This window comes from Neolewinella maritima (genome assembly GCF_923081025.1).
Taxonomy (GTDB): Bacteria; Bacteroidota; Bacteroidia; order Chitinophagales; family Saprospiraceae; genus Neolewinella; species Neolewinella maritima.
In genome coordinates this window covers 696,709-718,471 of record NZ_CAKLPZ010000002.1, presented here as the reverse complement: position 1 = coordinate 718,471, position 21,763 = coordinate 696,709, and the positions used below count along the sequence as shown (strand labels likewise).

Below are 21,763 nucleotides of genomic sequence, written 5' to 3'. Positions count from 1 at the left end.
CTTGATGATTAGTTAGGAAGTTGTTGGCGGACCCAGTCACTGGTCACCGACTTAGGCCGTTCCAGGGGCATACCCAGGGCACGGCTCCAGATGCCCGCGGCCAGTACGCCGAACGCCCGGCTCACGCCGAATAGCACCGTATAGTAGCTGAACTCACTGAAGCCGTAGTGGACCAGCAGTGCACCGGAGTGGGCATCGACGTTTGGCCAGGGATTCTTCACCTTGCCGAGGCTCTGCAGGATCGGGGGCACTACGTCGAAGATCTTCCACACCGTAGTGATCAGGTCACTATCCGTAATGTACTGTTCGGCAAAGCGACGCTGGGCGGTGAAGCGGGGATCGGGCTCACGCAGCACGGCGTGTCCGTAACCCGGAATGACCTTCCCTTCGTCTAGTGTCTGCTGTACGTAGTCGGCGATCTGCTCCTTGGTAGGCGTCTTGGTCCCCAGGCTGTCGATCATTTCGAAGATCCACTTGATCACCTCCTGATTGGCCAGTCCGTGCAGGGGGCCGGCCAGGGCGTTCATCCCGGCGGAGAAGGCCAGGTAAGGATCACTGAGCGTAGAGCTTACCAGGTTCACGGTATGGGCCGAGGCATTACCTCCCTCGTGGTCCGCGTGGATGGTCAGGTATAGACGCATCAGGCTGCGGAAGTCCTTGTCGTCGCTACCCAGCATGTGGGCATAGTTGGCACTGTAGTCGAGGCTGGTATCGGGCTCGATGTGCTGGCCGTCCTTGAAGGCCCGCCGGTAGATGTAGGCAGCCACGCGGGGCAGACGGGCGATCAGGTTCATGCTGTCTTCGTACACCGCATCCCAGTACTCTGATTTAGGTAGGCCCTCGGCGTAGCGCCGGGAGAAGACGCTATCGGACTGCATCGCCATCACCCCGATCGTGAACTGGGTCATGGGGTGGGTATCCGCCGGCATACTGTCTAGGGTAGTGAATACCTGCTGGGGTACGTCAGCACGACGGTGCCATTCGGCCGTCAGTTGCTTTACTTCATCGGCGGAGGGAATTTCATCCGTCAGCATCAGCCAAAACAGTCCCTCCGGCAGTGGCTCGCCCTGGGGGCCGCTGGGCAATAGTTCTTTGATCTCGGGTATCGAATAGCCCCGGAAGCGGATGCCCTTGTTGGCATCGAGCTGGCTGGTCTCCCAGAGCATCATCTTGATCCCGCGGGCGCCACCCAGGACTTGCGACAATTTTACCTCATCTACTTTGATATCTCCGTGTTCCTTACTGGCCGCGCGTAGTTCTTGGTATAGGGGGAGGGCTTTATTGGCGAATTTCTGTTTAAGGGCTTCCATTAAGGGGTAGGGAGTTTTATGTTGTGTCATGATCAACGGTTCCGCACGTACGAAGCCCGCTATACGGCTAACGTGGAGGCACCACTTGGGTTCGTGGGTGGTGAGGCGGTCGGCGGTACTCCGGCAAATAACGTAAAAATGTTGGCTTAGACGTACGGTCGTCAGCGGCTACGAGCTGCTTTCCTCCGTAGGGCGCATCCGTTCGCGCTCGCGTTTGGTCTGATGCTCTTCGTCCGTCATCTCGTCGGCGTATAGCCCCGAGGCCGTACGGTCCGGATGGGCGATAACGATTATGTCTCGCGCCGCCTGGTACAGTAGCAAGATGATCGTGATCAGAGAGCCGCCGATCAGCGCGGCATAGATCAGCAGGACAAAGTAGACCGTCTTATAGGCCCCGGCGAGCGTCTCCTCTGCATTGTTGATGGGCACGTTCAACATCATGAGCAGCAGCAAGGCGGCGATGAATACACCGGCCGAAAAGCGGGCGATCCACCAGATGCGATCGTAATGGTAGCCCCGCAGTTTGCGATCCGCGTTCTGACTGAAGGAAAGCAAGGTGAGCATGAGGGCCAGTACGGTAGCAGTAGCCGTTATCGCCCCACTAGCCGTAAACCGCAGCGTAGGCCGGATCTCCCGGAGGTTCTCGATCGCCTCGGCATCCGAGATGAACCCCAGCAACTGTGTACCCGCAAAGATGACCACCGCCGAAAGTAGCCCACCGACAAGGGCAGACCATATAACAGAAAAATGAGACTTCGTCAAACTGCGTGGAGGTGTGGGTTACGTCATGAACATGTCAGCTGGGGCCGCGATGTTCGTCCGGCTCTTTCCACCACTACATAGTCCCGCCGGGCATTCAGACGCTCCCTCTCCTAAAAATCGAAGTCATGTGGATCGGGGCCGAGACGCTTGCCCCGCTCCAACTGGTCGATCCGCTGCATATCTTTCTCCGTCAGTTCGAAGTCGAATAGGTCACCATTTTCGATGATTCGCTTTTGGTGTACACTCTTAGGAATTACGATAATGTCGTTCTGCAGGCACCAGCGCAGGACCACCTGGGCGGCTGTCTTACCGTAGTCCTCCGCGATCTCGGCGAATAGTGGCTCCTCCAGAAACGTACCCTGCATGAGTGGGCTCCAGGCCGTAATGGCGATATCGTGCGCATCGCAGGCGGAGATCGCCTCGGCCTGCACGAGGTAGGGGTGATACTCGATCTGATTGACGGCCGGCACTATGTTCCCGGCATTGAGAATATCCTGCAGCTGATCGTCCATGAAGTTGCTTAGTCCGATGCTGCACACCTTGCCGGCAGCTACCGCCTGCTCCAGTTCCTGCCACGCCCGGGTACTGCCGTCTACCGGCCAGTGCAGGAGCAGCAGATCTACGTAGTCGGTCTGCAGCCGCTCCAGACTTTCCTCCAGGGCCGCCGTCGTGCGGGCCTGCCGGATATCGTCATTCCATATTTTGGTGGTCAGCCACACCTGGTCGCGGGGCACCGTCGCGGTGGCAAGCGCCTTCCCCACGGCCTCTTCGTTCTTATAGATGCGGGCAGTGTCGATGTGGCGGTAGCCGGCATCGAAGGCCCAGTGAATGGCATTGACGGTTTCCTGTCCGTTATCGCTCTGCCATACGCCCAGCCCCAGCACGGGCATCTCCAATCCGTTGTTCAGCTTTTGTGTCCTCATAATTGGCACAACGGGCCGTGCGCCCCGGGGTTCTGCTAGGCGTTCCGGTCGGAGAGATATTCTCCAAAACGCTTCATGACCCAGGTGTGTGCCTGCGCCTGGGTGACTACGTAGACGTACCACGGCAGGGCCGGCACAAAATCATGGATGGCCGAGATCGTGAAGTGGTCGTCGAGCACGTTGCGAAATTCTAACCAGCCCTTATCCCGCCGCTTGGCCAGCAGGCCACCCACGATGTAGAACAGTTGCCGGTGGTCGTCGCTCCGGCTGGGAATAAAGGTCAGGCGTAGCAGCGGCACGCCGGCTAGGCGGAAGGTCGAATTATCGCCCTGCGACTTTACGCCGATCAGGGCGCGAAAGAAGATCGGTAGCCAGCGCTGGTACAGCCGGGCCACGTAGGTAGCCGTATGCTGCTCGGGGTTGGGTAGCCGCTGTACGCTGCGCACCGTATTGCGCTCTTCATCTCCCGCGGGCAGCCGCCGGGGCAGTGGCGTGAGCTGCTCCGTGCTCTCCAGGGCCCGCCGGGCGGCGGTCTCGAAGTTCTCCCGATCCGGGAATGCCCGTAGTACGTCGTTATTGGTAGCTACCATGCGGTGGCGCAGACTCTGCACCAGGGGGCGCACCAGATCGCCGGACATACCGGTAAACTTACTTACCCACAGGGTCGACATGCCGGGGCTGAAGAAGCGCACCGGGCGGATGATGCGCCGCTTGCCCAGCAGACGGGCAACGGTAGCCAGCATCTTCATGTAGGTCGTAGTCTCGGACCCCCCGATGTCGATGGTACTGCCGTAGGTCGTCTCCCGCCCCAGACAGTACTCGATGATCCGTAGCGTATCGTTCAGACTGATGGGGTGGGTCACCGTCTGGCACCAGGCGGGGCAGATCAGCACGGGCAGCTTGCGCACCAGTCGCTCGATCATCTGGAAGCTGGACCCGTTCGCACCGACGATGATCCCGGCCCGTAGGGTGGTCACCGGTACGCCCGTAGAGGCCAGGGTAAGCTCTACCTCCCGGCGACTGCGCAGGTGGCGGCTCAGGTCCTCGATCGGCTCGTCGTCCGGTAGGATACCCCCCACGAAGAGAATGTGCTTGAGGCCCTGATTAGCGGCCGCACGGGCAAAATTATCCGCCAGCAAGAGATCGGTATCCTCGAAGCTACCCTGGTTGAGCCGGGTATTCGGCGACATGGAGTGTACGAGGTAGAGCGCGTAATCCGCCCCCTCCATACCCTCTTCGGTGCTCGTGATGGAGTAGAGCTCCACCTGCCGCCATTCGGCCAGGGTGTACGCCGGGTCCGTGGCCATGGCACTGCGGCTCAGGGCGATGATGCGGTACTGCTGGTGGTAGCGCTCGATGAACCACCGCCCCAGGAACCCACTGGCTCCGGCGATGACAACTGTGGGTCGATCCATACTGGTGCAACGCAGCGAACGGCCTACTGGTTACACCCCCTCCGCACCGGCGTACCCGCCCCGGACTGTTGGCCTAGAAGCGTAGGTCCTCTACGTGGTAGCCGGGGAAGTTGTCCTTGCGGAACGTGAAGGTGTCCGCGGCCAGGGTGGTGTTGCCCCGCGTAGTATCGAGGTGGAAGGTGTAGGTGCTGCCGTCGCGGCTGAATGCCTTGACGCGTACGATGTCCTTATTACGCTCGTCCACCAGCAGGCGCAGTTTGGTAAAGTCACTGGCGTCGCGGTCCAGGGGTTTTAATTCTACGACCTGGAGGGTACGGCCGTCCACCTGCTCGGTGCCCTGCAGGGCCAGCACGTACTGGTTGCCTTCGTAGAAGCTGAACAGGGTCTGCGGCGTGAGCATACCGGTGGCCTCGCCCGGTTCGGGCAGGTCGTTGATCTGTACCTCCTTACTGGCGTGCAGGATGAAGTAGGCCGCCTCGTCATTGATGATCCCTTCCTGATTGCCGAGCTTAAAGTGCACCAACTCGCCCTGCCGGCTCATGCTGCCGCGCTGGGTCTCCACGGGCTGGTTAGGGAAGGCGAGCTCCAGACGAAAATCAGCGGTAAGCGTGCGGTAGGCATCGTACTTCTGGCGGATGGTTTCCAGCAGCTGTTTGGCTTCGGGGTCGCTGTCCGTAGCAGCGGTGTACTGCTGGACTTGCGCGTACGCCGGTGCGGTGAATACCAAAAGGGCGAACAGGGGAAAGAAGAAGGTCTTCATAGGGATCGGTTAAGGCGATACGGTAGCATAACGCCGGGAAGACCGGAATGACCACGGCCGATTACTTAAACCCACGTTAAAGCCAGCCGGCGGCGGAAAATCGCAACGCTTTGTAATACTGCATGTTGAATCTTTACCTCTTTGTGCAGAGAAATGTCCAAACAAATTGCTGAAATATGAGAACGTGTACGCGTATTTGTTATCTTTGACCACGAATTTTTAGCCTAGCCTATTCGAGTAGTTGTATTAGTAAACATCTTAAAGCCTTACCCAAATGAACAAGTTTGAACATTCAGATAGTTTAGTCTCGGACGATCCCTTTAGGGACCTCCGGTTCAATCTACTCCATAGTTGCAGTTGGGTAAATAATAGTTTGCGGCAGTATTTGCAGCCCCACGGTATCACCCCCAAGCAGTATAATATCCTGCGTATCCTCAATGAACGCTCCCCGGAGTCGTTATCCATTCAGGAGATCCGGGATATGCTGGCGGACAAGATGTCGGACGCCAGCCGCCTGGTAGACCGCCTGTCCAAAAAGGCGCTCATCGATAAATTCCCTTCCGATCAGGACCGGCGCAGCAACCGCGCCCGGATCACTACGGCCGGTCAGGAATTACTTGCCTCCATCAGTCAGGATCGTAAACAGCTCGACGCACAGATCAGCAAACGGCTTTCCGAAGAAGACATAGAACACCTCAACAACCTACTGGACCGCCTGAAGTAGCCCCCCCTTGCTACCTTTGGGAACATGAACCTCCCTCTGCGGATGGCCTGGCGCTACCTCTTTGCGCGCAAGTCTACCAATGCCATCAACATCATCACCTTCGTAGCCGCCTTCGGGGTAGCTATCGGGGCGGCGGCGCTCATCATTGCGCTGAGCGTGTTCAATGGCTTCGAGGATATCTTCGTGGGTCTGTTCAACAACCTCAATCCGGACGTGCGGATCACGGCGGTAGAGGGTAAGACCTTTACGGCCAATGATGCACTACTGGCGCAGATCCGGCGGGTGCCGGGGGTAGTGGTCGTGTCCGAAACGCTGGAGGAAACCGCCCGCTTTCAGTACGCCGGGCACCAGGCCTTCGGGCCGCTCAAGGGGGTAGACCACAACTACCATTACATCAACGGGATCGATACGATGATCGACGAGGGTAAGTACGATCTGGACTACCCACAGGTCACCGCACTGGGGGCTATCGTCGGTAAGAATCTGGCCCAGGAGTTGCTCATCGATCCCTACAATCAGTTCAACGCCCTGTCCATCTACGTGCCGCGACCGCGCACCCGGGGGGGTGGGACTATCCTGGCCTCCGGCCGCCTACCCTATCAGGTGCGCGAGGTGCTCCCCGTCGGCATCGTACGCAGTCAGGAAGCCTTCGAAAATCAGGCGGTGCTGATCAAGCTATCCCTGGCACGGGAGATCATGGGGGTGGCGGATAGCATCGTCTCCGGACTGGAGCTTCGTCTCGCCCCCGGCTTTGCTACCGAGGCGACCTACCGGCAGTTGCAGGAGGCAATAGGGGAAGGCTTCCTGGTCCGCAACCGGTTCGAGCAGGAAAATAGCATCCTCAAGCTGATGCGGGTAGAGAAGTACGTAGCCTACGCCATCGTAAGTCTGATGATGATCGTCATCAGTTTCAACCTGGTCGGCGCCCTCTGGATGATCGTGCTCGAAAAGCGTAAGGACATTGTCATTCTGCGCAGTCTGGGCATGGCGAGTACTGACATTCGCAATGTGTTCCTGCGGGTGGGCCTGCTGATCTGCGTACTGGGGCTGCTATCTGGCTTTGCGCTGGCCTCGCTGGTGTATCTGATCCAGACCAATTACGGCATCATCGGTCTGCCGGGCACGCTGGATGCGTATCCACTCTCCTTCCGGCCGGTCGACTTTCTGGTCGTGACGATCACCGTTCTGGTGATCGGCCTGATCGCCTCCGTGCTGCCGGCGCGGCGTGCGCAGAGCGTAGAGCTGGCGGTGCGGGAGGGTTAACTCTTTTTTTTCTTCCTGCGCGGGCTGGAGGAATCGCCCTTCTTGATGCGCTCCCACGCCCAGTCCCATTTACTGTTCGTGGTCTGGGGCCGGTGGTAGTCTGCATCCAGATCGAAGGCTATGGCATCGAGCATTCCTTCAGCCTCCATTTTCCAGGGGGCGTGCACGAGGGGGGCGGGCAGTGCATCGAGTTCGGGCAGCCAGGTCTTTACGTAGCTGCCGTCCTTATCGTACTTGAGGCCCTGCCAGGGCGGGCTGGTGTAATAGATCTCTAGTGCCTGCGTGTGCCAGTTGAGCCAGTTGGCGCACACTTCGTAGTCGATGAGTCGGTTTTCAAACCAGGCGGCACCCCAGCGCCAGTCGATCCGGTAGTCACGCGTCAGAAAGCTGGCACAATTGACGCGGCCGCGGTTGCTCATGAAGCCCGTCGCATCCAGCTCCCGCATGTGCGCATCCACGAAGGGGATGCCCGTACGGCCGCTGCACCACCGCTGGAACAATTCGGTGTCGTAGGACCAATCGTGGGTCCGCCGTTTAAATCCTCCGGGAAGGAAGATGGCGTCGCCATGCTTCCAGGCCTGATAGATGAAAAAGTCGCGCCACCGCATCTCGAAAAGCAGCGAGCTGCCCCCGTAGTTCTTATGGTCCTTGCCGTAGCGGATGACCTCGGCGTGCACCCGTCGGGGAGATAGACAGCCCAGGGCCAGGTAGGCGGAAAATTTAGAACTGTAGTCCCCTCCCAGGCTTAGGTTGCGGGTGCGCCGGTAGTTGGCGATCAGATGGCTCTCGTCGAGGTAATAGGCCAACCGCGCCCGCCCGGCTGATTCGCCACCGGGGTAAACCAGTGTCACTTCCGGATAGCCTAGCTCTTCCGGTGTAGGAAGTTCTCCGGGCGGTATATCTACCCCCCTGATCGTGGTAGGTGCTGCCAGTGGCTCGCGCACGACCGCTTCCTTTTCCAGTGGCTTGCGAAAATTGCGAAACGGTTCGGGTATGGAGCGGGGATCAAAGGGCAGGTCGTCCGCGTGGTAAAGCGTCTTACCCCATAGTGTATGGAGCGTACACTCCGGGGGTAGTGCTGCGGCTACGGCGATCTCGTCGTCTACCTCCTCCCGGGTGACCTCCCGCTGTACGTACACATCCGTGGCTTGAGTCGCGGCCACCAGTTTGGCGATTGCAGCTGCCGGATCGTCTCCCCACCGGAGGGTCAAGTCCCCGCCGATGCTGCGGAGCGACTGCCGCAGGTCTGTCAGCGCCTCCAGGAGGAACGCTACCCGGTATGGACCGGTCTTGCGGATATCGGGAGTAGCAAGCTGTCGAAAGTGTCGCTCATCCAGGTAATAAACGACAACGACCCGCTCGTGATCTGCCAGGGCAGTCAGGAGCGGGTCGTTGTCATCGAGCCGCAGGTCGTTTCTGACCCAGTAGATACCCGTAGTACCGGCCAAATTAGGCGGCTAGCTTGCTGCCTTCTCCGCGGTAGAACTCGCTGAAGCTGATCATACGCTGCTTCTCCTCGTCCCACAGTTTGTTGAACATCAGGGGCAGGCTCTGCAGAAAGGTGATCTTGGTCACGTGGTGCTGCAGTACCGGATTTTCCTTAGCACAGCGCCGCAGGTTGTAGTTGGGGATACGGCTGCTCAGGTGGTGAATGTGGTGGTAGCCGATGTTACCGGTCAGGAAGTGGACCACGCGGGGCAGCTTATAGAAGGTAGCCCCCTTGATGGCCGCAGTCAGGTAGTCCCAGTTCTTCGACCACTGCATGTAGGTGTGATCGTGCTGGTGCTGCACGTAGAAGAACCAGAAGGCGATGATGCCGAAGAAGAAGATGATACTTCCCTGTACGATCAGGAAGGCCTTCCAGCCCACGAGGAAGCCAAGGGCGATGTAGGCCCCCAGGATCATCACGTTGTTGAAGTACTGCTTGCGGATGATCGGAGACCAACCGGGAAAATTGACCCGGGGAATACGCAGTACGATGCCGAGGTAGAGTACGGGCAGTACAATGAACAGTACGAGTGGATTGCGGAATACCCGGTACTTGAAGCGTCCCCAGGTGCTGAGCTCACGGAATTCGCCGACCGTCAGGAAGTCGATATCCCCGATGTCGCGGTGTTCGAGCTGACCGGTGTGGCCATGGTGAAAGCTGTGTACCCGCGCCCAGTAGGTGTAGGGGATCGAGCTGAAGAAGGAACAGACGAAGCCTACCACATCATTCATCTTGCGCTTGCGCAGAAACGAGTAGTGTCCACAATCATGCTGAATGATGAAGATGCGGACCAGGAAAAAAGCGTTGACCATACCCAGTGCCAGCGTGAGCCAGATGGAGTATTCTACGCTGAAGTACATGGCGACCCACAGCGCCAGGAAGGGGCCGAAGCTGCTGAACAACTGCCCTACCGCCCGCCAGGTGTTGGCCTGTTGGTACTGGGAAATGATCGTTTTCCAGTTCTTGAGCGACTGGTGGATGTCATCTACTCCATTCTGAATATTTACTTGCACGCTTAGTAATTTAGAAGATCAATCCGTTAGGTATCAGTGCGGTGAGCGGGGCCGAATATACAGTTTTCAGTAGATCATTCTTCCCTGCTGCGCATGTGTCCTAACGCAGGGCGGGTGCAGTAGTTACGCCAGGCGTAGTTATAGTTACGTCAAATTCAGAGTGCGGCGCGATCACTTCAATCCGTAGAGCAACTTCATCTTATCAAACACGGCCGTATTTTCGTAAATACCAGCAAAACGCTCCGCGCCGGGCCCGTAAGCAAAGACCGGAATCAGATCAGCCGTGTGGTAGTCGGAGGTAAACGCCCCGTCGATCCGACCCATCTCCGAGCCATTTTGAATCGCATAGCCGCCGGTCTCATGATCGGCCGTCACGATGACCAGGGTTTCTCCATTGCGCTGTGCGAAGTTGAGCACCTCTCCGATCGCCCGATCGAATTCCAGCATCTCGGAGATGATGTAGTCGCTGTCGTTGGAGTGCCCACCCCAGTCGATCTGTGATCCCTCGATCATCAGAAAGAAGCCGAGATCGGATGAATCCTTGACGTGCAGAAACTCTACGGCCAGCTTACTGGCATCGACCAGGTAGTCGCGCCCCTGGCTGTAGGGCAGGGGTTCGCTATCGGCGGAGTAATACGCTACGCGCCGGGCATTCTCCACATTCAGGTCCTTGAGATCCGTATCGACGAAGGAGGCCACCGTACTCCCCCCCTGGCGAAGCGCGTCGCTCAGATTCAGGGTGTCCATCTCCCGCCGCTCGAAGAATTTCGATCCGCCGCCGATGAATAGGTCGATGTCCGTATGCAGCAGATCCGCGGCGATCTCCTCGTAGTTCTTCCGGTAGCGGGCGTGGGCATAGAAAGAGGCCGGTGTGGCGTGCACAATGGAAGATGTAGCTACCAAGCCGGTGGGCATCCCGGCAGCTTCGGCCATCTCCAGGATCGTGGTGACGGGCAGGGTATCCATATCCACGCCGATGGCTCCGTTATAGGTCTTCACCCCACTGCTGAAGGCAGTTGCACCGGCGGCGGAATCCGTGATCAGGTTGTCGCCACTGTAGCTCTTGTGCAGTCCGATAACCGGGAACCGCTCCAGGTTAAGCCGATTGTTATTGCTGTACAGACCCGCGCTGATCTGCGAGATACCCATCCCGTCGCCGATCATCAGGATGATATTCTTGGGACCCCGGTCGGCACGCGTCATGGCCGGGACCGCCGGTGCAGGAATTCTGCGTGGCGGGGCGGTGGTGGCCGGAACGGCAGACGTCGGAGCCGGTGGGGGAACGGCTTCGGCCGGCATGGTGACGGTCTGCGAAGGGGCCGGAGGACAAGCCATCAGGCAAACCACGGCTACGAGACTCAGTAATACATTGGTACCATTCATGGGGTGAAGATAGTGATGGTGCCCGCAGCCCGCACGAGCGGCATATTCCTCGGCCTAGACCTTCACGCCATAGCAAGTCGGTAGCGGTGTCCGGGTAGTGCCGTCAGAATACCCTTCATTTCCAGCATCAGCAGGGTGCCGGCCAGAGCTGCCGGCGGGCGGACCAACTGCCGCTGCAACTCATCGATACTGATGCTGCCGCCAACCGGCACCTGCTGTACGACCTCCTGCTCCTCCACTTCAAGGTCGAACAGCTTGAGCTGAGCGGCTTGCTGCGCCGTACCGCCCCATTTCAGCAGGCGGGTGACGTCGTCGGCTGCCTCGATCAGGTGGGCTCGCCCGGACTTGATCAGCTCGTTGCATCCCGCCGTGCTTGGATCTCCCGGTCTACCGGGACAGGCCCCCACAGGCTTGCCGTAGTCGCGGGCCATCTTGGCGGTAATCAATGAGCCCCCCGAGCAGCTGGACTCCACGACCACGGTCATGGCCGCCAGCATGGCTACGATGCGGTTGCGCGCGGGGAAGTGCTCGCGTTCGGGTGTTTGCCAGGGCACGTATTCGGAGAGTAGTCCCCCACCCTGCTCCGCCAATTGCCTGGCCGTACGCCGGTGCGCAGCGGGATAGATATGCTCGAAGCCACTACCCAGTACGGCTACGGTGGGCAGCCCGACGCGCAGCGCCCGCCGGTGGGCTGTGATATCTATCCCATAGGCCAGGCCACTGATGATCAGCGCACCCATTTCCTGCAGCGGATCGACCAGACGCTCTACCTGTCGGCCCCCGTAGCTACTCATCTTACGGGTACCGATGATGGCTAGCGGATGGGGGTTGGACCAGTCCGTCTGGCCGTAGTGATATAGCACCGCAGGCGCTGACTCGAAGGCGGTCAGCGCGTCCGGATAGGCATCTTCTCCGAAGCACAGTATCTGCAGCGGATGCGTGCGGGCGAACTGTTCTACCCGGTCCGCCTCCCGGTAATGCTGGTCCCCACCGAAATGCGCGGCGGTTTTGGCAGCGATGCCTTCCACCGCACGGAGGTCGGCGGATGGAGCAGCGAGTGCGGCCCGGGCCGAGCCGAACTGCCTGATGAGGGTACGATAAAGTTTAGCTCCAATGGCGGGCACCCGACTGAGGGCTACCGCGGCGTATTGCTCCGACGTCATAGCGGATTATTCTGAACCAGTAACTGCACCACGGGAGGGAAAAAGACGGGGAGGGAGCTGAGAAGAATTGGAGTAGCGCGGTCACCCAAAGATATGACACGGGCCGGTATTTACCACAAAAAGTTTCAATTAAGCGTCGTAGATTTGCAGCCGCTCCGGAGGATTGGCGGAGCTGGTTGAACGTGCCTGATTCGAAATCAGGTGTATCCTAACGGGTACCGGGGGTTCGAATCCCTCATCCTCCGCTCACACGATAAAGGCCCGAAGTACGTAGGTACTTCGGGCCTTTTCATTGCACCTGCGTTCGCGGCGACTTACTGGGATGTACGTATCCCTAGTTAGCCATCTCGCTGAGGAACTTGATCCGTACGAGCTTGATCTCGTCCAGGGTCACGTCATCTTCTTTGAGCTCCTGGAAGGCCAGATCGGGATCGTCCGTCTCGGCGTTCATGAAGTGCTCGTAGGTTTCCTCCAGGCTGTACTCGTCGACCTCCTCCTCGATGTAGTAGTCGATATTGAGCTTGGTGCCGGAGGAGACGATGACGACCATCTCACTGAGCAACTCGTCCATGCTGAGCTGGTTGCCGCTGGCGATGTCTTCGAGTGGCAGCTTACGGTCTACGCCCTGGATGATATTGACCTTGGTCTTAGACTTGTTAGCGACCTGCTTAACGACAAATTCGGAGGGACGGGTGATATCGTTCTCCTCGCAGTACTTCTCGATCAGGATGAGGAAGGGAGTGGCGTAGCGCCGGGCCTTTCCGATGCTGACGCCGTGGATGTTTTTCATCTCCTCCAGGTCCACGGGATAGCGGGTAGCCATATCCACCAGGGTGGGATCCTGAAAAATTACGAAGGGAGGGATCTTCAGGCGCTTAGCCTCCTTTCTCCGCAGGTCCTTGAGGGCGATAAGTAGCGGCTTGTCGAGCACGACAGCCTTTGCATCATCTGCCTCCCCCTGCATATCCTCGGCCAGCTCCTTTTCGAAGTCGTGGTCGATGGGTATCTCGAACTTGGTGGGCTTTTTGATGAAAGCTTCCCCGGCTTCGGTCAGCTTGATGGTACCGTACGACTCGATGTCCTTGCGCACTAGATTGTTGAGCAGCGTCTGCCGGAACACGGAGCTCCAGAAGACCTCTTCCTTCCCCTTGCCGATGCCGAAGTCGGGCAGCTTGGTAAAGTCGTAGTCCCGCATCTGCTTGGTCTCCTCGCCGAGTACGAACTCGATCAGGGTTTTGAGCGGGTAGTTTTCATCGAGGGACCTGACGGCCTGTAGGGCCTGCTGAATCTCCTGCGTCACGTCGATCCGCTGGCGGGGATGGCGGCAGTTGTCGCACATCTTGTTGCAGTTCTCCTCCTTGTACTCCTCGCCGAAGTAGTGTAGCAGGAAGCGCCTGCGGCAGGCCGTAGTCTCCGAATAGGCCATCACCTCCTGCATGAGCTGCACCCCCATTTCGCGCTCCATCAGGGGCTTATCGCGCAGGAATTTCTCGAGCTTCAGGATGTCTTTGTAGGCGTAGAAGGCAACGCAGCGGCCACCCAGTCCGTCGCGACCGGCACGGCCGGTCTCCTGGTAGTAGTTTTCGATGGACTTCGGGATATCGTAGTGCATCACGAAGCGTACGTCGGGCTTATCAATGCCCATCCCGAAGGCGATCGTAGCGCAGATCACGTCGATGTCTTCCATCAGGAACTGGTCCTGGGTGCGGGAGCGGGTCTTGGGGTCTAGTCCGGCGTGGTAGGGAGCGGCCTTGACGCCGTTAACGACCAGGGCCTGGGCGATCTCCTCGGCGGACTTTCGGCTCTGCACGTAGACAATACCCGACTGATCGGGCATCTCCTTGACGATCTTGATGATCTGACGGAAGGTGTACTCCTTCTTCCCCTTGGGGCGCACCTCATAGTAGAGGTTGTCGCGGTTGAAGGAGGAGATGAAGGTATTCTGATCATCCCCCATGCGGAGGTTCTTCACGATGTCCGACTGCACCTTGGGAGTAGCGGTAGCCGTGAGGGCGATGATGGGGATATCGTGGCCAATCATGTCCAGCATCTCCCGGATACGGCGGTACTCGGGGCGGAAGTCGTGGCCCCACTCTGAGATACAGTGTGCTTCGTCGATGGCAACGAAGGAGATCTTGGATTCGCGGAAGTACTCGATATTCTCCTCCTTCGTCAGGGTTTCGGGCGCTACGAAGAGCAGCTTGGTCTTGCCCGCCGTGATGTCTTCCTTCACCTGCCGCATTTGTGTCTTGGACAGCGAAGAGTTCAGGAAGTGGGCTACCTCATCGCTGTCTCCGTGGGAGCGGATGGAGTCTACCTGGTTCTTCATCAGGGCGATGAGCGGGGAAATGACCAGGGCGCAGCCATCCATCATAATACCCGGCAGCTGGTAGCAGAGACTCTTTCCGCCGCCGGTGGGCATGATGACGAAGGTATCTTTCCCATCGAAGAGGGACTGGATGATCGCCTCCTGATGGCCCTTAAAGGTATCGAAGCCGAACGTATCGGCTAGTGCTTCCTCAAGAAAGTTTACTGACGCTTTTGCGGTCATGGTGTTATCGCTTTGTTCTTAGGCTGAACTACATTTACCCCCAGCACCCTACCTGCTGAAGCGCAGTGGTGTCCGGAACGTAATAATTTTCTACTCAGGCGCGGGTTTTAAATGTCTTGACGTCTATTGTATAAACCCTTAACAGTAAAGTACGGGTTTCCCCCAGTAGTTCAAGGATCAGACGATCGAAATCTCTCAAAGTCATGTACAATTCTCCCCTTCTTTCCATAATCCGCCACCAAAGCTAGGGGTGGAAGATCTTATACAACGCACCGCCCGGGAAACCCTATCCATCGAGGCGGAGGCCCTCAGTAAGTTGGCCGCGAGTATTGGAGATGACTTCCGACGCAGCGTGGAAGCGATCCACGAAGAGCACGGTCGCATCATCGTTACGGGTGTAGGTAAAACCGCCTTAGTGGCCCAAAAGATTGTTGCCACACTGAATTCTACCGGTTCTCCCGCATTCTTTTTACACGCCGGGGACGCAATCCACGGAGATATCGGTATGGTGCAGCCTACGGATGTCGTACTAGCGTTGAGCCGCAGTGGAGAGACGGCCGAGATCGAACTACTGGCCCTGCTGGTCCGCAACCTAGGCAACACGCTCATCGCTATGACCAGCGCGGGGGAATCCACTCTGGCCCGACGGGCGGACCATCTCCTGCTAGTCCCCTTCGAGCGGGAGGCGGATCCTAACGGCCTCGCCCCTACTACCAGCACGACACTGATGATGGCCATGGGAGACGCCCTGGCAACTTCCCTGCTTGCCCTGCGGGGGTTTTCGACGGACGATTTCGCCCGCTTTCACCCCGGCGGTGCGCTGGGTAAGCAATTATACCTCCGGGTAGACGATCTCTACCGGCACAATGCCAAACCAAGCATCTACCCCACCGCTTCGCTGAAGGATACGCTACTGGCCATGACTACGGGTCGGCTCGGAGCCACGGCCGTAGTAGATCGCACGACCGATAAGTTTCTGGGAATCATCACGGATGGTGACATCCGTCGGCTACTTAACGCGCGCCGCGACATCGACCAACTGACGGCCCAGGATATCATGACGCCCCAACCCAGGTGCGTACGCGCTGACGCGCTGGTCGTACAGGCCGCCAGTCTGATGCAAGAAAACAGCATCAGCCAGTTGATCGTCCTGAATGAACATGGGATCTACCTGGGAATGATCCACATCCACGACATTGTCCGCGAAGGTCTTATCTGAGGAAGTGGCTTAGCCCTGGACCAATTCCATATCCATCTCCTGCACTACTTCTGGGTGCAGCCGCATGGTGAACTGGTAGGTACCGAGGTCCTTGGCCTCTTCGGGTAGCACGATCTTGCGCCGCTCTACGTCTACGCCGAACTGCTCCTGGAGCAGGTTGCGGATCTGGAGTTGGGTGATCGATCCGAAAATACGGCCGCTGGTGCCCGACTTGGCGTTCACCCGCAGGGTCTTGCCCTGGAGCTTCTTGGCGATGTCGCGGTATACGTCAAGCTTCTTCTGCTCCTGCGCATTCTCACGGCGGATCATCTCGTTGAGACGGCCCATGTTAGACTTGTTGCCGATAATGGCCAGTCCGCGGGGGAGGAGGTAGTTGCGGCCGAAACCGGCTTTTACCTCGATGACTTCGTGCTTATCGCCGACTTTCTCGACGTCTTGCAGCATAATTACCTTCATGGTATGATATGTTGTCCCGGCTTTTAGGGGCGGTACCCCGTGGTATATGCCGGTTAGTTAGTTCAAGGGGTTAGGGGATAAAGGAGTTGAGGGGTTAAGGCTCGTATCACAACAGTCCCTAACCCCTTAACTCCTTAGCCCCTTACTACTTAAGAAGGTCCGTTACGTACGGTAGCATCGCCAGGTGGCGGGCCCGCTTGATGGCCGAGGCCATCTTGCGCTGGTACTTAAGGGAGTTGCCGGTAATGCGGCGGGGGAGGATCTTACCCTGCTCGTTCACGAAGGTGAGGAGGAAGTCAGGATCCTTGTAATCGATGTACTTGATACCGAAGCGCCGGAAACGGCAATACTTCTTTCTGCGTCCTCCGATCTTAGGGTTCGAGAGGAACTTGATATCATCGCGACTAGCCATGATGAATTGTTTTTGTAGTTACTACTGTGGTTACTCCTCTTCCTTGAAGGATTCGGCGTCGCCCGAGGGCACACCGGTGAGGTGGGGGCTGTCGGCCTTCTTGCGGCTGATGCCGTGGGCGGCGGGCTCGTTCTTGGCGGGCTTTTCCTGCTTGTGCCGCTTCGCCTTGCCGATCTTACCGGCGCGCTTGTCGGCATTGTACTGTACGCCGTACTTATCGAGCGCGACCGTGAGGAAGCGCAGGATACGCTCGTCGCGTCGCATGCCAAGTTCGTAGTTGTTCAGAAAGGCGCCGTTTGGAGCGGTATACTCCACACAGTAGTAGACTCCGTTGTTGCGCTTGTTGATGTCGTAGGCCAGCGTGCGCAGGCCCATTTCATCTACAAAGACAATCTCACAGCCCTCCTTCTGGAGGGTGTCTACGTACGCCTGAGCTGTCGCTTTAATCTCTTCCCCCGACAGCACGGGGTCTACGATGAAAGTAGTTTCGTAATTTCTCATCGGATCAGGTGTACTGATTAGTTAAACAAATGGTTTCGCAAGCTCCGGACCGGTAGGTAGGTCCAAAGCGGGTGCAAAGATACACTTTTTCGCCAGCTGTACAAACTTATATCGGGCGGGGCTCGCGGGTGCACTGTGACGAAAGAAGGGCGGCCAGATCAGCTGGCCGCCCTTAAACATAGGTTGGTTGTAAAGAAATCCCTAATTATTCATCAAAGGACATATTGATCTCCCGCGAAGCGGCAACCAATTCCTGGTACTCCTCGGTCGATAAACCGTCGTAGCAGTACTGGATGGGGTCTACTTTCTCTCCGTCCTTTTCGATTTCGTAGTGCAGGTGATCTCCAGTGCTTTGGCCGGTGCTTCCCACCAGGCCCAGTAGATGACCACGATTTACCCGCTGTCCCTTCTTCACCTTGATACTACTCATGTGTGCGTAGCGGGACTTGAAGCCGTAACCGTGGTCGATCACCACGCTCTTGCCGTAGCCCGACACCTCGCCGGCCGAGACGACCGTGCCTCTTCCCGAGGCCTGGATCTCAGTACCCTTGGCGCAGTTAAAGTCGATACCGTAGTGCATCTTGTTGACGCCCAGGATCGGATGGATCCGAAAGCCAAACCCACTCAGGTTCTCCAGCCGCTTGACGAAGCGGTCACTGCGGATCGGCTTGATACTGGGAATGGAGGCCAGCATATCTTCCTTCTGTAGGGCTGCGTCGGCTACCTCATCGATGGAGCGGCTCTGGAGATCTACCTGATAGCGCAGACGATCCACTCGCTCCCGTAGTGCGGCCATGTGGCTACCTACGTTGGGGAAGCTGCGCAGATCGTCGTAGGCATCATGACCACCCTTACCGCCTCCGAACACATCATCGTCTACGGGATCCATCCGCAGGGCTAAGCGTACGGTGTTGTTACTACGCTCATGGAGGTGAGCGACAACACCGGAAAGCTCGTCAAACTGTTGGGAAAGGGCTTCGTTTTCCGTCCGGGCGATCTCGAGCTCTTGCTTGAGCATACGCTCACTCGGGCTGGGAAAGTACCGGTGTACCGCGGCCATGAAGAGTAGGCCGGTCAGGATGGCTGCACAGAGGAAGCCGAAGGTGCGGAGTAAGGTGAAACTCAGCGGCTCTACGACCCGCTCGTACTGCAGGGTGCGCTGGTTGAATACAAATTTTTCACGCCTCATTAAGGAAAGCTTAGACCAAAAAAGACCGCTTACACCACAACGTTGGTTTGTTGATCTGGTGAAACGGCATGAATCGCACGGCACGACTTACACGCACCACCACATTCATGGGGTGGCGAAAGTAAGGTATGTGTGCGTAACGCTACAAGCTAACCGAAATTAAGTTGAGCGTTATATCATCGTATAAGTGATAAGAAGAGCTAAACTAGCCACATCCCTATATCTTACACTTATTTGGTTCAGCAAATGAAACGTTAAACAGACTAAAGGGCGGCGGGACGTTCTCCGATCAGGACCTTCAGCTTCTTACGCGCCAGGAAGATGCGGCTCTTCACCGTACCAATGGGAATATTCAGGTAGCTGGCGATCTCTTTGTACTCGTAGCCCCGGTAGAACATCAGGAAGGGTACGCTGTAGATCTCGCTGATCTGGCGCAGCTTGTCTTCCAGCTCTTCCATGCGCATGTTCATCTCTCCACCATTGGCGATGGCACTCTTGTTCTCTACGGCGAACAGGAAACTTTCTACGGGTTCGTTGACGTGCTTGCGGCTCTTCATCTTCCGGTACCGGTTGATGTAGGTGTTGCGCATGATGGTGGACGACCAGCTTTTGAAGTTAGTCCCCATGGCAAACTTATCCCGGTGCTTGTAGGCACGGAAGATCGTCTCCTGCATGAGATCCTGGGCGTCTTCGTAATTACGGGTAAGGCGGAGTGCAAAGGAAAAAAGTATGTTCTCGAGACGATTCATCTCGGACATAAATTGCTGGTTGGTCATACTAAAACTGGAATAATGTGTGTAAGGTGATCTCAATGCACTCATCCTAACTACTATCAAAGATTATGCCATGCACGTAAGTTATTGATTTACAAATTATTACGCATTAGTGCCATGGCGAATTATGCACTTTCATTTCACCAACTGACTAAATACAGTCCTTATTATCCCTGCTAGTTACCCGACAGTCCCCACATTAGAATGGCGGGGTCCAACAATGTCCCTTCCCCGCGAACATGCTCACGGTGACCTCGTTAATCGACCAAATCTATCCTCTCACTCGCACAGTGCTCCCTACCGTTCTACCCTGCAATGCAAGGTCATCAGCTAAGCCATATCAACGACTCCAAGATTGCGGAGCTCCTCACACGTTCGGAGCTCACGCTGCTGCTGATCACCTCTACCTGGGACGGTCACGGAGTGATTATGCGAACGCTACTGGAGGGCCTGACGACCAGGTACGGCAACGTGCATTTCGGTGTGGCAGACGTTGAAAAGTCGCCCCGTATCTGTAAGATTTTTAACGTCACCACCCCCCCCGGCCTCTTATTTGTACGGGATGGCGAGTTGATCGACCGGCTACAGGGCGCTGTCGGGGGCAGGGGAATTATCGAGCTAATCGAGCGCTATTCGTAAGTCAAACCGTACTACCCGTGAGTGACGAAATTTTCAAAGTATTCATCCTGGAAGACATGCCCGTCGACCTGGAACTGGTCAAGCGGCAAGTAAGGAAGTACCGAGCGGCCGTACTGTTCGCGGTTGCCCGCAACCGCAGCGAGTTCGAGAGCAAAGTAGTGACGTTTCAGCCCGACATCGTACTATCTGACTACAACCTGCCGGACATGAACGGACTGGAGGCGCTACTCTACGTCAGAGAGCACCTGGACAGCACCCCCTTCATCTTCATTACGGGCATCCTCAACGATGAAGAGAAAGTGGCCGAAGCCGTACTGACCGGTGCATCGGGTTACCTGCTGAAGGAGAATCTGCGCAACCTGCCGGAGTTGATGGGTCAGATCATGACGCAAAACAAGGAAAAGACCGAGCAGCGTGAGCAAGATTGGGAGCGCCGTCGCAACGTACAGATCAAGCTTCGCAAGAGCATTGCCCAGCTGCGTCAGCTCAATTTTGCGGGGAGCGACGAGATCGCCCTGAGTCTACAGCAGGTAGCGGATGACCTGGCCTAGCGGTTGCTGTCTACACTGGTCTGCCCCAACTGTTGGGATACGGGGGGTACGATACTTACGGGACTTACCCGCTGCTCGATGAGCTTATTGTACTCTGACATGTGGTTGATAAAAACGAGGAAGTTTTCGATGTCGCCGTCCGAGCCCAGCTGGGCGGGATCATTCATTTCTCGCTTGAACTCGTAGAAGATACGGAAGCCGTCAAGCACGCGCTTGATCTTATCCGACACTTCCTTGATCTCCGTGACCGAGTCTACCGTAAGAGCGTTTCCCCCGTTAGCCACCACGGAGAGTTCCTCCGGTTCGATGGCAGTCAGGTTAGTCATAATGAGGTGTTCGAGTGGCATCTCGAAGTAGCGAGCAATATCATTGATCAATGCCAGACGGGGTTCTACGTTCTTGGTTTCGTAGGCAGCGATGTTGCTGCGCTTCACCCCCAAATCGTCGGCTAATTGCTGCTGAGAGAGCTTACGCCGCTTGCGCAGAAACCGAAGATTGCTGGATAAAAAATTCACGTGTGGGGATTTATTGGTTAATGTAGCAAAGACGTAAAGTGGCCAAGATAAGTGGGTAACGCCGGTTTTCTGACGTGTTGTGCGCAAATTGGTCACTTTAATCACAAGTGAGCACAAAAACGGGCTACCGGGCCATGGATGGGCGGGATCAATGAACAAAATCAGTTGACGCTGCGATCTATTAGATGAACGTCATGTCGATGTTCACTACCTTAAAATTATCCTCACGATGAATGACAATAATAGTTCCGGCAAGGGGTGGGCGCTCGGTTTTGGCCTGCTCACAGGTATTGCCGTAGGGTACTACCTCAACTCTAACGAAGGCCGCTCCATGCAGCGCAAAGCGAAGGCGCAATTTGATGAGTACGGCAACCAGGTTACTACCTATACCGAACAGGCCAAGACTAAGGGCCAGGAACTGGTGGAAACCGCTAAGACCAAGGGTCAGGAATACCTCACCGATGCCAAGGTTAAGACCAACGATCTGACGGCTCAGGCTAAAGTCAAACTGGAAGAAGGCAAGCAGTGGGCATCCAAGCAGGCCGAAACCGTCAAAGAAACCGTGGATAAAAAGGCCGCTGCCACCAGCGATGCTGCTAAATCTGCTACGTCCAACCTGGAGAGTAGCTTCAACCGCGGCGTGAACAAGGCGGAGCGGAAGATGGACGAAAACCGCGAGCGGATAGACAATACCATCGAGAAGAATAGCTAATCCAACCGCCCGGGCGCACTGTACGCCTTTACCCCTACGG

At 57.0% G+C, this 21,763-nt stretch carries 22 protein-coding genes and 1 tRNA gene; 7 read left to right on the top strand and 16 right to left on the bottom strand.

All coding sequences use genetic code 11. The features are described 5' to 3' along the window. Positions 1-8 precede the first annotated feature (8 nt). The 5 genes from MJQ68_RS11370 to MJQ68_RS11350 form a co-directional block, all read right to left on the bottom strand. Positions 9-1,310, bottom strand: a complete 1,302-nt coding sequence (locus tag MJQ68_RS11370) for a citrate (Si)-synthase (protein ID WP_238751232.1) — start codon at positions 1,308-1,310, stop codon at positions 9-11. A gap of 168 nt (positions 1,311-1,478) precedes the next feature. Beyond that, on the bottom strand, positions 1,479-2,012 hold the full coding sequence (locus MJQ68_RS11365; RefSeq protein ID WP_238751231.1) for a hypothetical protein: 534 nt from the start codon (positions 2,010-2,012) through the stop codon (positions 1,479-1,481). A 170-nt stretch (positions 2,013-2,182) separates the two neighbouring features. Then, positions 2,183-2,995, bottom strand: a complete 813-nt coding sequence (locus MJQ68_RS11360; RefSeq protein WP_238751230.1) for an aldo/keto reductase — start codon at positions 2,993-2,995, stop codon at positions 2,183-2,185. A 35-nt stretch (positions 2,996-3,030) separates the two neighbouring features. Next, entirely contained in the window at positions 3,031-4,410 is a 1,380-nt protein-coding gene (locus tag MJQ68_RS11355; RefSeq protein ID WP_238751229.1) for an NAD-dependent epimerase/dehydratase family protein, read from the bottom strand. A 73-nt stretch (positions 4,411-4,483) separates the two neighbouring features. Then, the gene (locus tag MJQ68_RS11350) at positions 4,484-5,170 is read right to left on the bottom strand and encodes a LolA family protein (protein ID WP_238751228.1); all 687 of its coding nucleotides are present in this window, start codon (positions 5,168-5,170) and stop codon (positions 4,484-4,486) included. A 373-nt stretch (positions 5,171-5,543) separates the two neighbouring features. Between MJQ68_RS11350 and MJQ68_RS11345 the strand changes: the two genes are divergently transcribed. Then, positions 5,544-5,894 carry a MarR family winged helix-turn-helix transcriptional regulator gene (locus MJQ68_RS11345; protein WP_238751227.1) on the top strand — a complete coding sequence of 117 codons (351 nt, stop codon included), beginning with the start codon at positions 5,544-5,546 and terminating at the stop codon, positions 5,892-5,894. A 24-nt stretch (positions 5,895-5,918) separates the two neighbouring features. Further along, complete coding sequence (locus tag MJQ68_RS11340) at positions 5,919-7,157, top strand: ABC transporter permease (RefSeq protein ID WP_238751226.1); 1,239 nt, start codon at positions 5,919-5,921, stop codon at positions 7,155-7,157. Here the strand turns inward: MJQ68_RS11340 and MJQ68_RS11335 are convergent. The 4 genes from MJQ68_RS11335 to dprA all read right to left on the bottom strand — a co-directional run bounded on the left by MJQ68_RS11335 (position 7,154) and on the right by dprA (position 12,205). Beyond that, positions 7,154-8,605 (bottom strand): DASH family cryptochrome, encoded by a 1,452-nt coding sequence (locus MJQ68_RS11335; RefSeq protein ID WP_238751225.1) that lies wholly within the window; start codon positions 8,603-8,605, stop codon positions 7,154-7,156. The two genes, MJQ68_RS11340 and MJQ68_RS11335, sit on opposite strands and share 4 nt — an antisense overlap. A gap of 1 nt (position 8,606) precedes the next feature. Beyond that, complete coding sequence (locus MJQ68_RS11330) at positions 8,607-9,659, bottom strand: fatty acid desaturase (RefSeq protein ID WP_238751224.1); 1,053 nt, start codon at positions 9,657-9,659, stop codon at positions 8,607-8,609. Between the two features lie 171 nt (positions 9,660-9,830). Further along, positions 9,831-11,042: an alkaline phosphatase gene (locus tag MJQ68_RS11325; protein WP_238751223.1), complete on the bottom strand. Its 1,212-nt coding sequence runs from the start codon at positions 11,040-11,042 to the stop codon at positions 9,831-9,833. 62 nt (positions 11,043-11,104) lie between these two features. Then, entirely contained in the window at positions 11,105-12,205 is a 1,101-nt protein-coding gene (gene dprA, locus MJQ68_RS11320; protein WP_238751222.1) for a DNA-processing protein DprA, read from the bottom strand. A 157-nt stretch (positions 12,206-12,362) separates the two neighbouring features. On the opposite strand from dprA, the gene MJQ68_RS11315 reads away from it, so the two are divergent. Continuing rightward, positions 12,363-12,450, top strand: a tRNA-Ser gene (locus MJQ68_RS11315). An 89-nt stretch (positions 12,451-12,539) separates the two neighbouring features. Here MJQ68_RS11315 and recQ read toward each other — a convergent pair. Next, positions 12,540-14,756 carry a DNA helicase RecQ gene (recQ, locus tag MJQ68_RS11310; protein ID WP_238751221.1) on the bottom strand — a complete coding sequence of 739 codons (2,217 nt, stop codon included), beginning with the start codon at positions 14,754-14,756 and terminating at the stop codon, positions 12,540-12,542. A gap of 250 nt (positions 14,757-15,006) precedes the next feature. Here recQ and MJQ68_RS11305 point away from each other — a divergent pair, with 250 nt between their 5' ends. Then, the gene (locus tag MJQ68_RS11305; RefSeq protein WP_238751220.1) at positions 15,007-15,975 is read left to right on the top strand and encodes a KpsF/GutQ family sugar-phosphate isomerase; all 969 of its coding nucleotides are present in this window, start codon (positions 15,007-15,009) and stop codon (positions 15,973-15,975) included. A gap of 9 nt (positions 15,976-15,984) precedes the next feature. On the opposite strand, the gene rplI is transcribed toward MJQ68_RS11305, so the two are convergent. The 5 genes from rplI to MJQ68_RS11280 all read right to left on the bottom strand — a co-directional run bounded on the left by rplI (position 15,985) and on the right by MJQ68_RS11280 (position 19,309). After that, complete coding sequence (gene rplI / locus MJQ68_RS11300) at positions 15,985-16,431, bottom strand: 50S ribosomal protein L9 (RefSeq protein WP_238751219.1); 447 nt, start codon at positions 16,429-16,431, stop codon at positions 15,985-15,987. 145 nt (positions 16,432-16,576) lie between these two features. Next, a complete protein-coding gene (gene rpsR, locus MJQ68_RS11295; RefSeq protein WP_238751218.1) occupies positions 16,577-16,843 on the bottom strand; it encodes a 30S ribosomal protein S18 in 267 nt (88 codons plus the stop codon). A 30-nt stretch (positions 16,844-16,873) separates the two neighbouring features. Further along, a complete protein-coding gene (gene rpsF / locus MJQ68_RS11290; protein ID WP_238751217.1) occupies positions 16,874-17,344 on the bottom strand; it encodes a 30S ribosomal protein S6 in 471 nt (156 codons plus the stop codon). A gap of 205 nt (positions 17,345-17,549) precedes the next feature. Continuing rightward, a complete protein-coding gene (locus MJQ68_RS11285) occupies positions 17,550-18,533 on the bottom strand; it encodes a M23 family metallopeptidase (RefSeq protein ID WP_238751216.1) in 984 nt (327 codons plus the stop codon). A 263-nt stretch (positions 18,534-18,796) separates the two neighbouring features. Continuing rightward, positions 18,797-19,309: an RNA polymerase sigma factor gene (locus MJQ68_RS11280; RefSeq protein ID WP_238751215.1), complete on the bottom strand. Its 513-nt coding sequence runs from the start codon at positions 19,307-19,309 to the stop codon at positions 18,797-18,799. A 312-nt stretch (positions 19,310-19,621) separates the two neighbouring features. Between MJQ68_RS11280 and MJQ68_RS11275 the strand changes: the two genes are divergently transcribed. Together MJQ68_RS11275 and MJQ68_RS11270 are read left to right on the top strand one after the other, a co-directional pair. Then, complete coding sequence (locus tag MJQ68_RS11275; protein ID WP_238751214.1) at positions 19,622-19,945, top strand: thioredoxin family protein; 324 nt, start codon at positions 19,622-19,624, stop codon at positions 19,943-19,945. Positions 19,946-19,962: 17 nt separating this feature from the next. Continuing rightward, positions 19,963-20,496: a response regulator transcription factor gene (locus MJQ68_RS11270; RefSeq protein WP_238751213.1), complete on the top strand. Its 534-nt coding sequence runs from the start codon at positions 19,963-19,965 to the stop codon at positions 20,494-20,496. On the opposite strand, the gene MJQ68_RS11265 is transcribed toward MJQ68_RS11270, so the two are convergent. Further along, the gene (locus MJQ68_RS11265) at positions 20,493-21,011 is read right to left on the bottom strand and encodes a helix-turn-helix transcriptional regulator (protein WP_238751212.1); all 519 of its coding nucleotides are present in this window, start codon (positions 21,009-21,011) and stop codon (positions 20,493-20,495) included. The two genes, MJQ68_RS11270 and MJQ68_RS11265, sit on opposite strands and share 4 nt — an antisense overlap. A 229-nt stretch (positions 21,012-21,240) precedes the next feature. On the opposite strand from MJQ68_RS11265, the gene MJQ68_RS11260 reads away from it, so the two are divergent. After that, positions 21,241-21,723, top strand: coding sequence for a hypothetical protein (locus MJQ68_RS11260; RefSeq protein ID WP_238751211.1), 483 nt, complete (start codon positions 21,241-21,243; stop codon positions 21,721-21,723). Positions 21,724-21,763 lie beyond the last annotated feature (40 nt).

What these genes read in the sequence shown, in the direction of transcription:
- MJQ68_RS11370 (WP_238751232.1), bottom strand. Translation starts at nt 1,310, where the DNA reads ATGGAAGCCCTTAAACAGAAATTCGCCAATAAAGCCCTCCCCCTATAC.
- MJQ68_RS11360 (WP_238751230.1), bottom strand. Translation starts at nt 2,995, where the DNA reads ATGAGGACACAAAAGCTGAACAACGGATTGGAGATGCCCGTGCTGGGG.
- MJQ68_RS11355 (WP_238751229.1), bottom strand. Translation starts at nt 4,410, where the DNA reads ATGGATCGACCCACAGTTGTCATCGCCGGAGCCAGTGGGTTCCTGGGG.
- MJQ68_RS11350 (WP_238751228.1), bottom strand. Translation starts at nt 5,170, where the DNA reads ATGAAGACCTTCTTCTTTCCCCTGTTCGCCCTTTTGGTATTCACCGCA.
- MJQ68_RS11340 (WP_238751226.1), top strand. Translation starts at nt 5,919, where the DNA reads ATGAACCTCCCTCTGCGGATGGCCTGGCGCTACCTCTTTGCGCGCAAG.
- MJQ68_RS11325 (WP_238751223.1), bottom strand. Translation starts at nt 11,042, where the DNA reads ATGAATGGTACCAATGTATTACTGAGTCTCGTAGCCGTGGTTTGCCTG.
- dprA (WP_238751222.1), bottom strand. Translation starts at nt 12,205, where the DNA reads ATGACGTCGGAGCAATACGCCGCGGTAGCCCTCAGTCGGGTGCCCGCC.
- recQ (WP_238751221.1), bottom strand. Translation starts at nt 14,756, where the DNA reads ATGACCGCAAAAGCGTCAGTAAACTTTCTTGAGGAAGCACTAGCCGAT.
- rplI (WP_238751219.1), bottom strand. Translation starts at nt 16,431, where the DNA reads ATGAAGGTAATTATGCTGCAAGACGTCGAGAAAGTCGGCGATAAGCAC.
- rpsR (WP_238751218.1), bottom strand. Translation starts at nt 16,843, where the DNA reads ATGGCTAGTCGCGATGATATCAAGTTCCTCTCGAACCCTAAGATCGGA.
- rpsF (WP_238751217.1), bottom strand. Translation starts at nt 17,344, where the DNA reads ATGAGAAATTACGAAACTACTTTCATCGTAGACCCCGTGCTGTCGGGG.
- MJQ68_RS11285 (WP_238751216.1), bottom strand. Translation starts at nt 18,533, where the DNA reads ATGAGGCGTGAAAAATTTGTATTCAACCAGCGCACCCTGCAGTACGAG.
- MJQ68_RS11280 (WP_238751215.1), bottom strand. Translation starts at nt 19,309, where the DNA reads ATGACCAACCAGCAATTTATGTCCGAGATGAATCGTCTCGAGAACATA.
- MJQ68_RS11275 (WP_238751214.1), top strand. Translation starts at nt 19,622, where the DNA reads ATGCAAGGTCATCAGCTAAGCCATATCAACGACTCCAAGATTGCGGAG.
- MJQ68_RS11260 (WP_238751211.1), top strand. Translation starts at nt 21,241, where the DNA reads ATGAATGACAATAATAGTTCCGGCAAGGGGTGGGCGCTCGGTTTTGGC.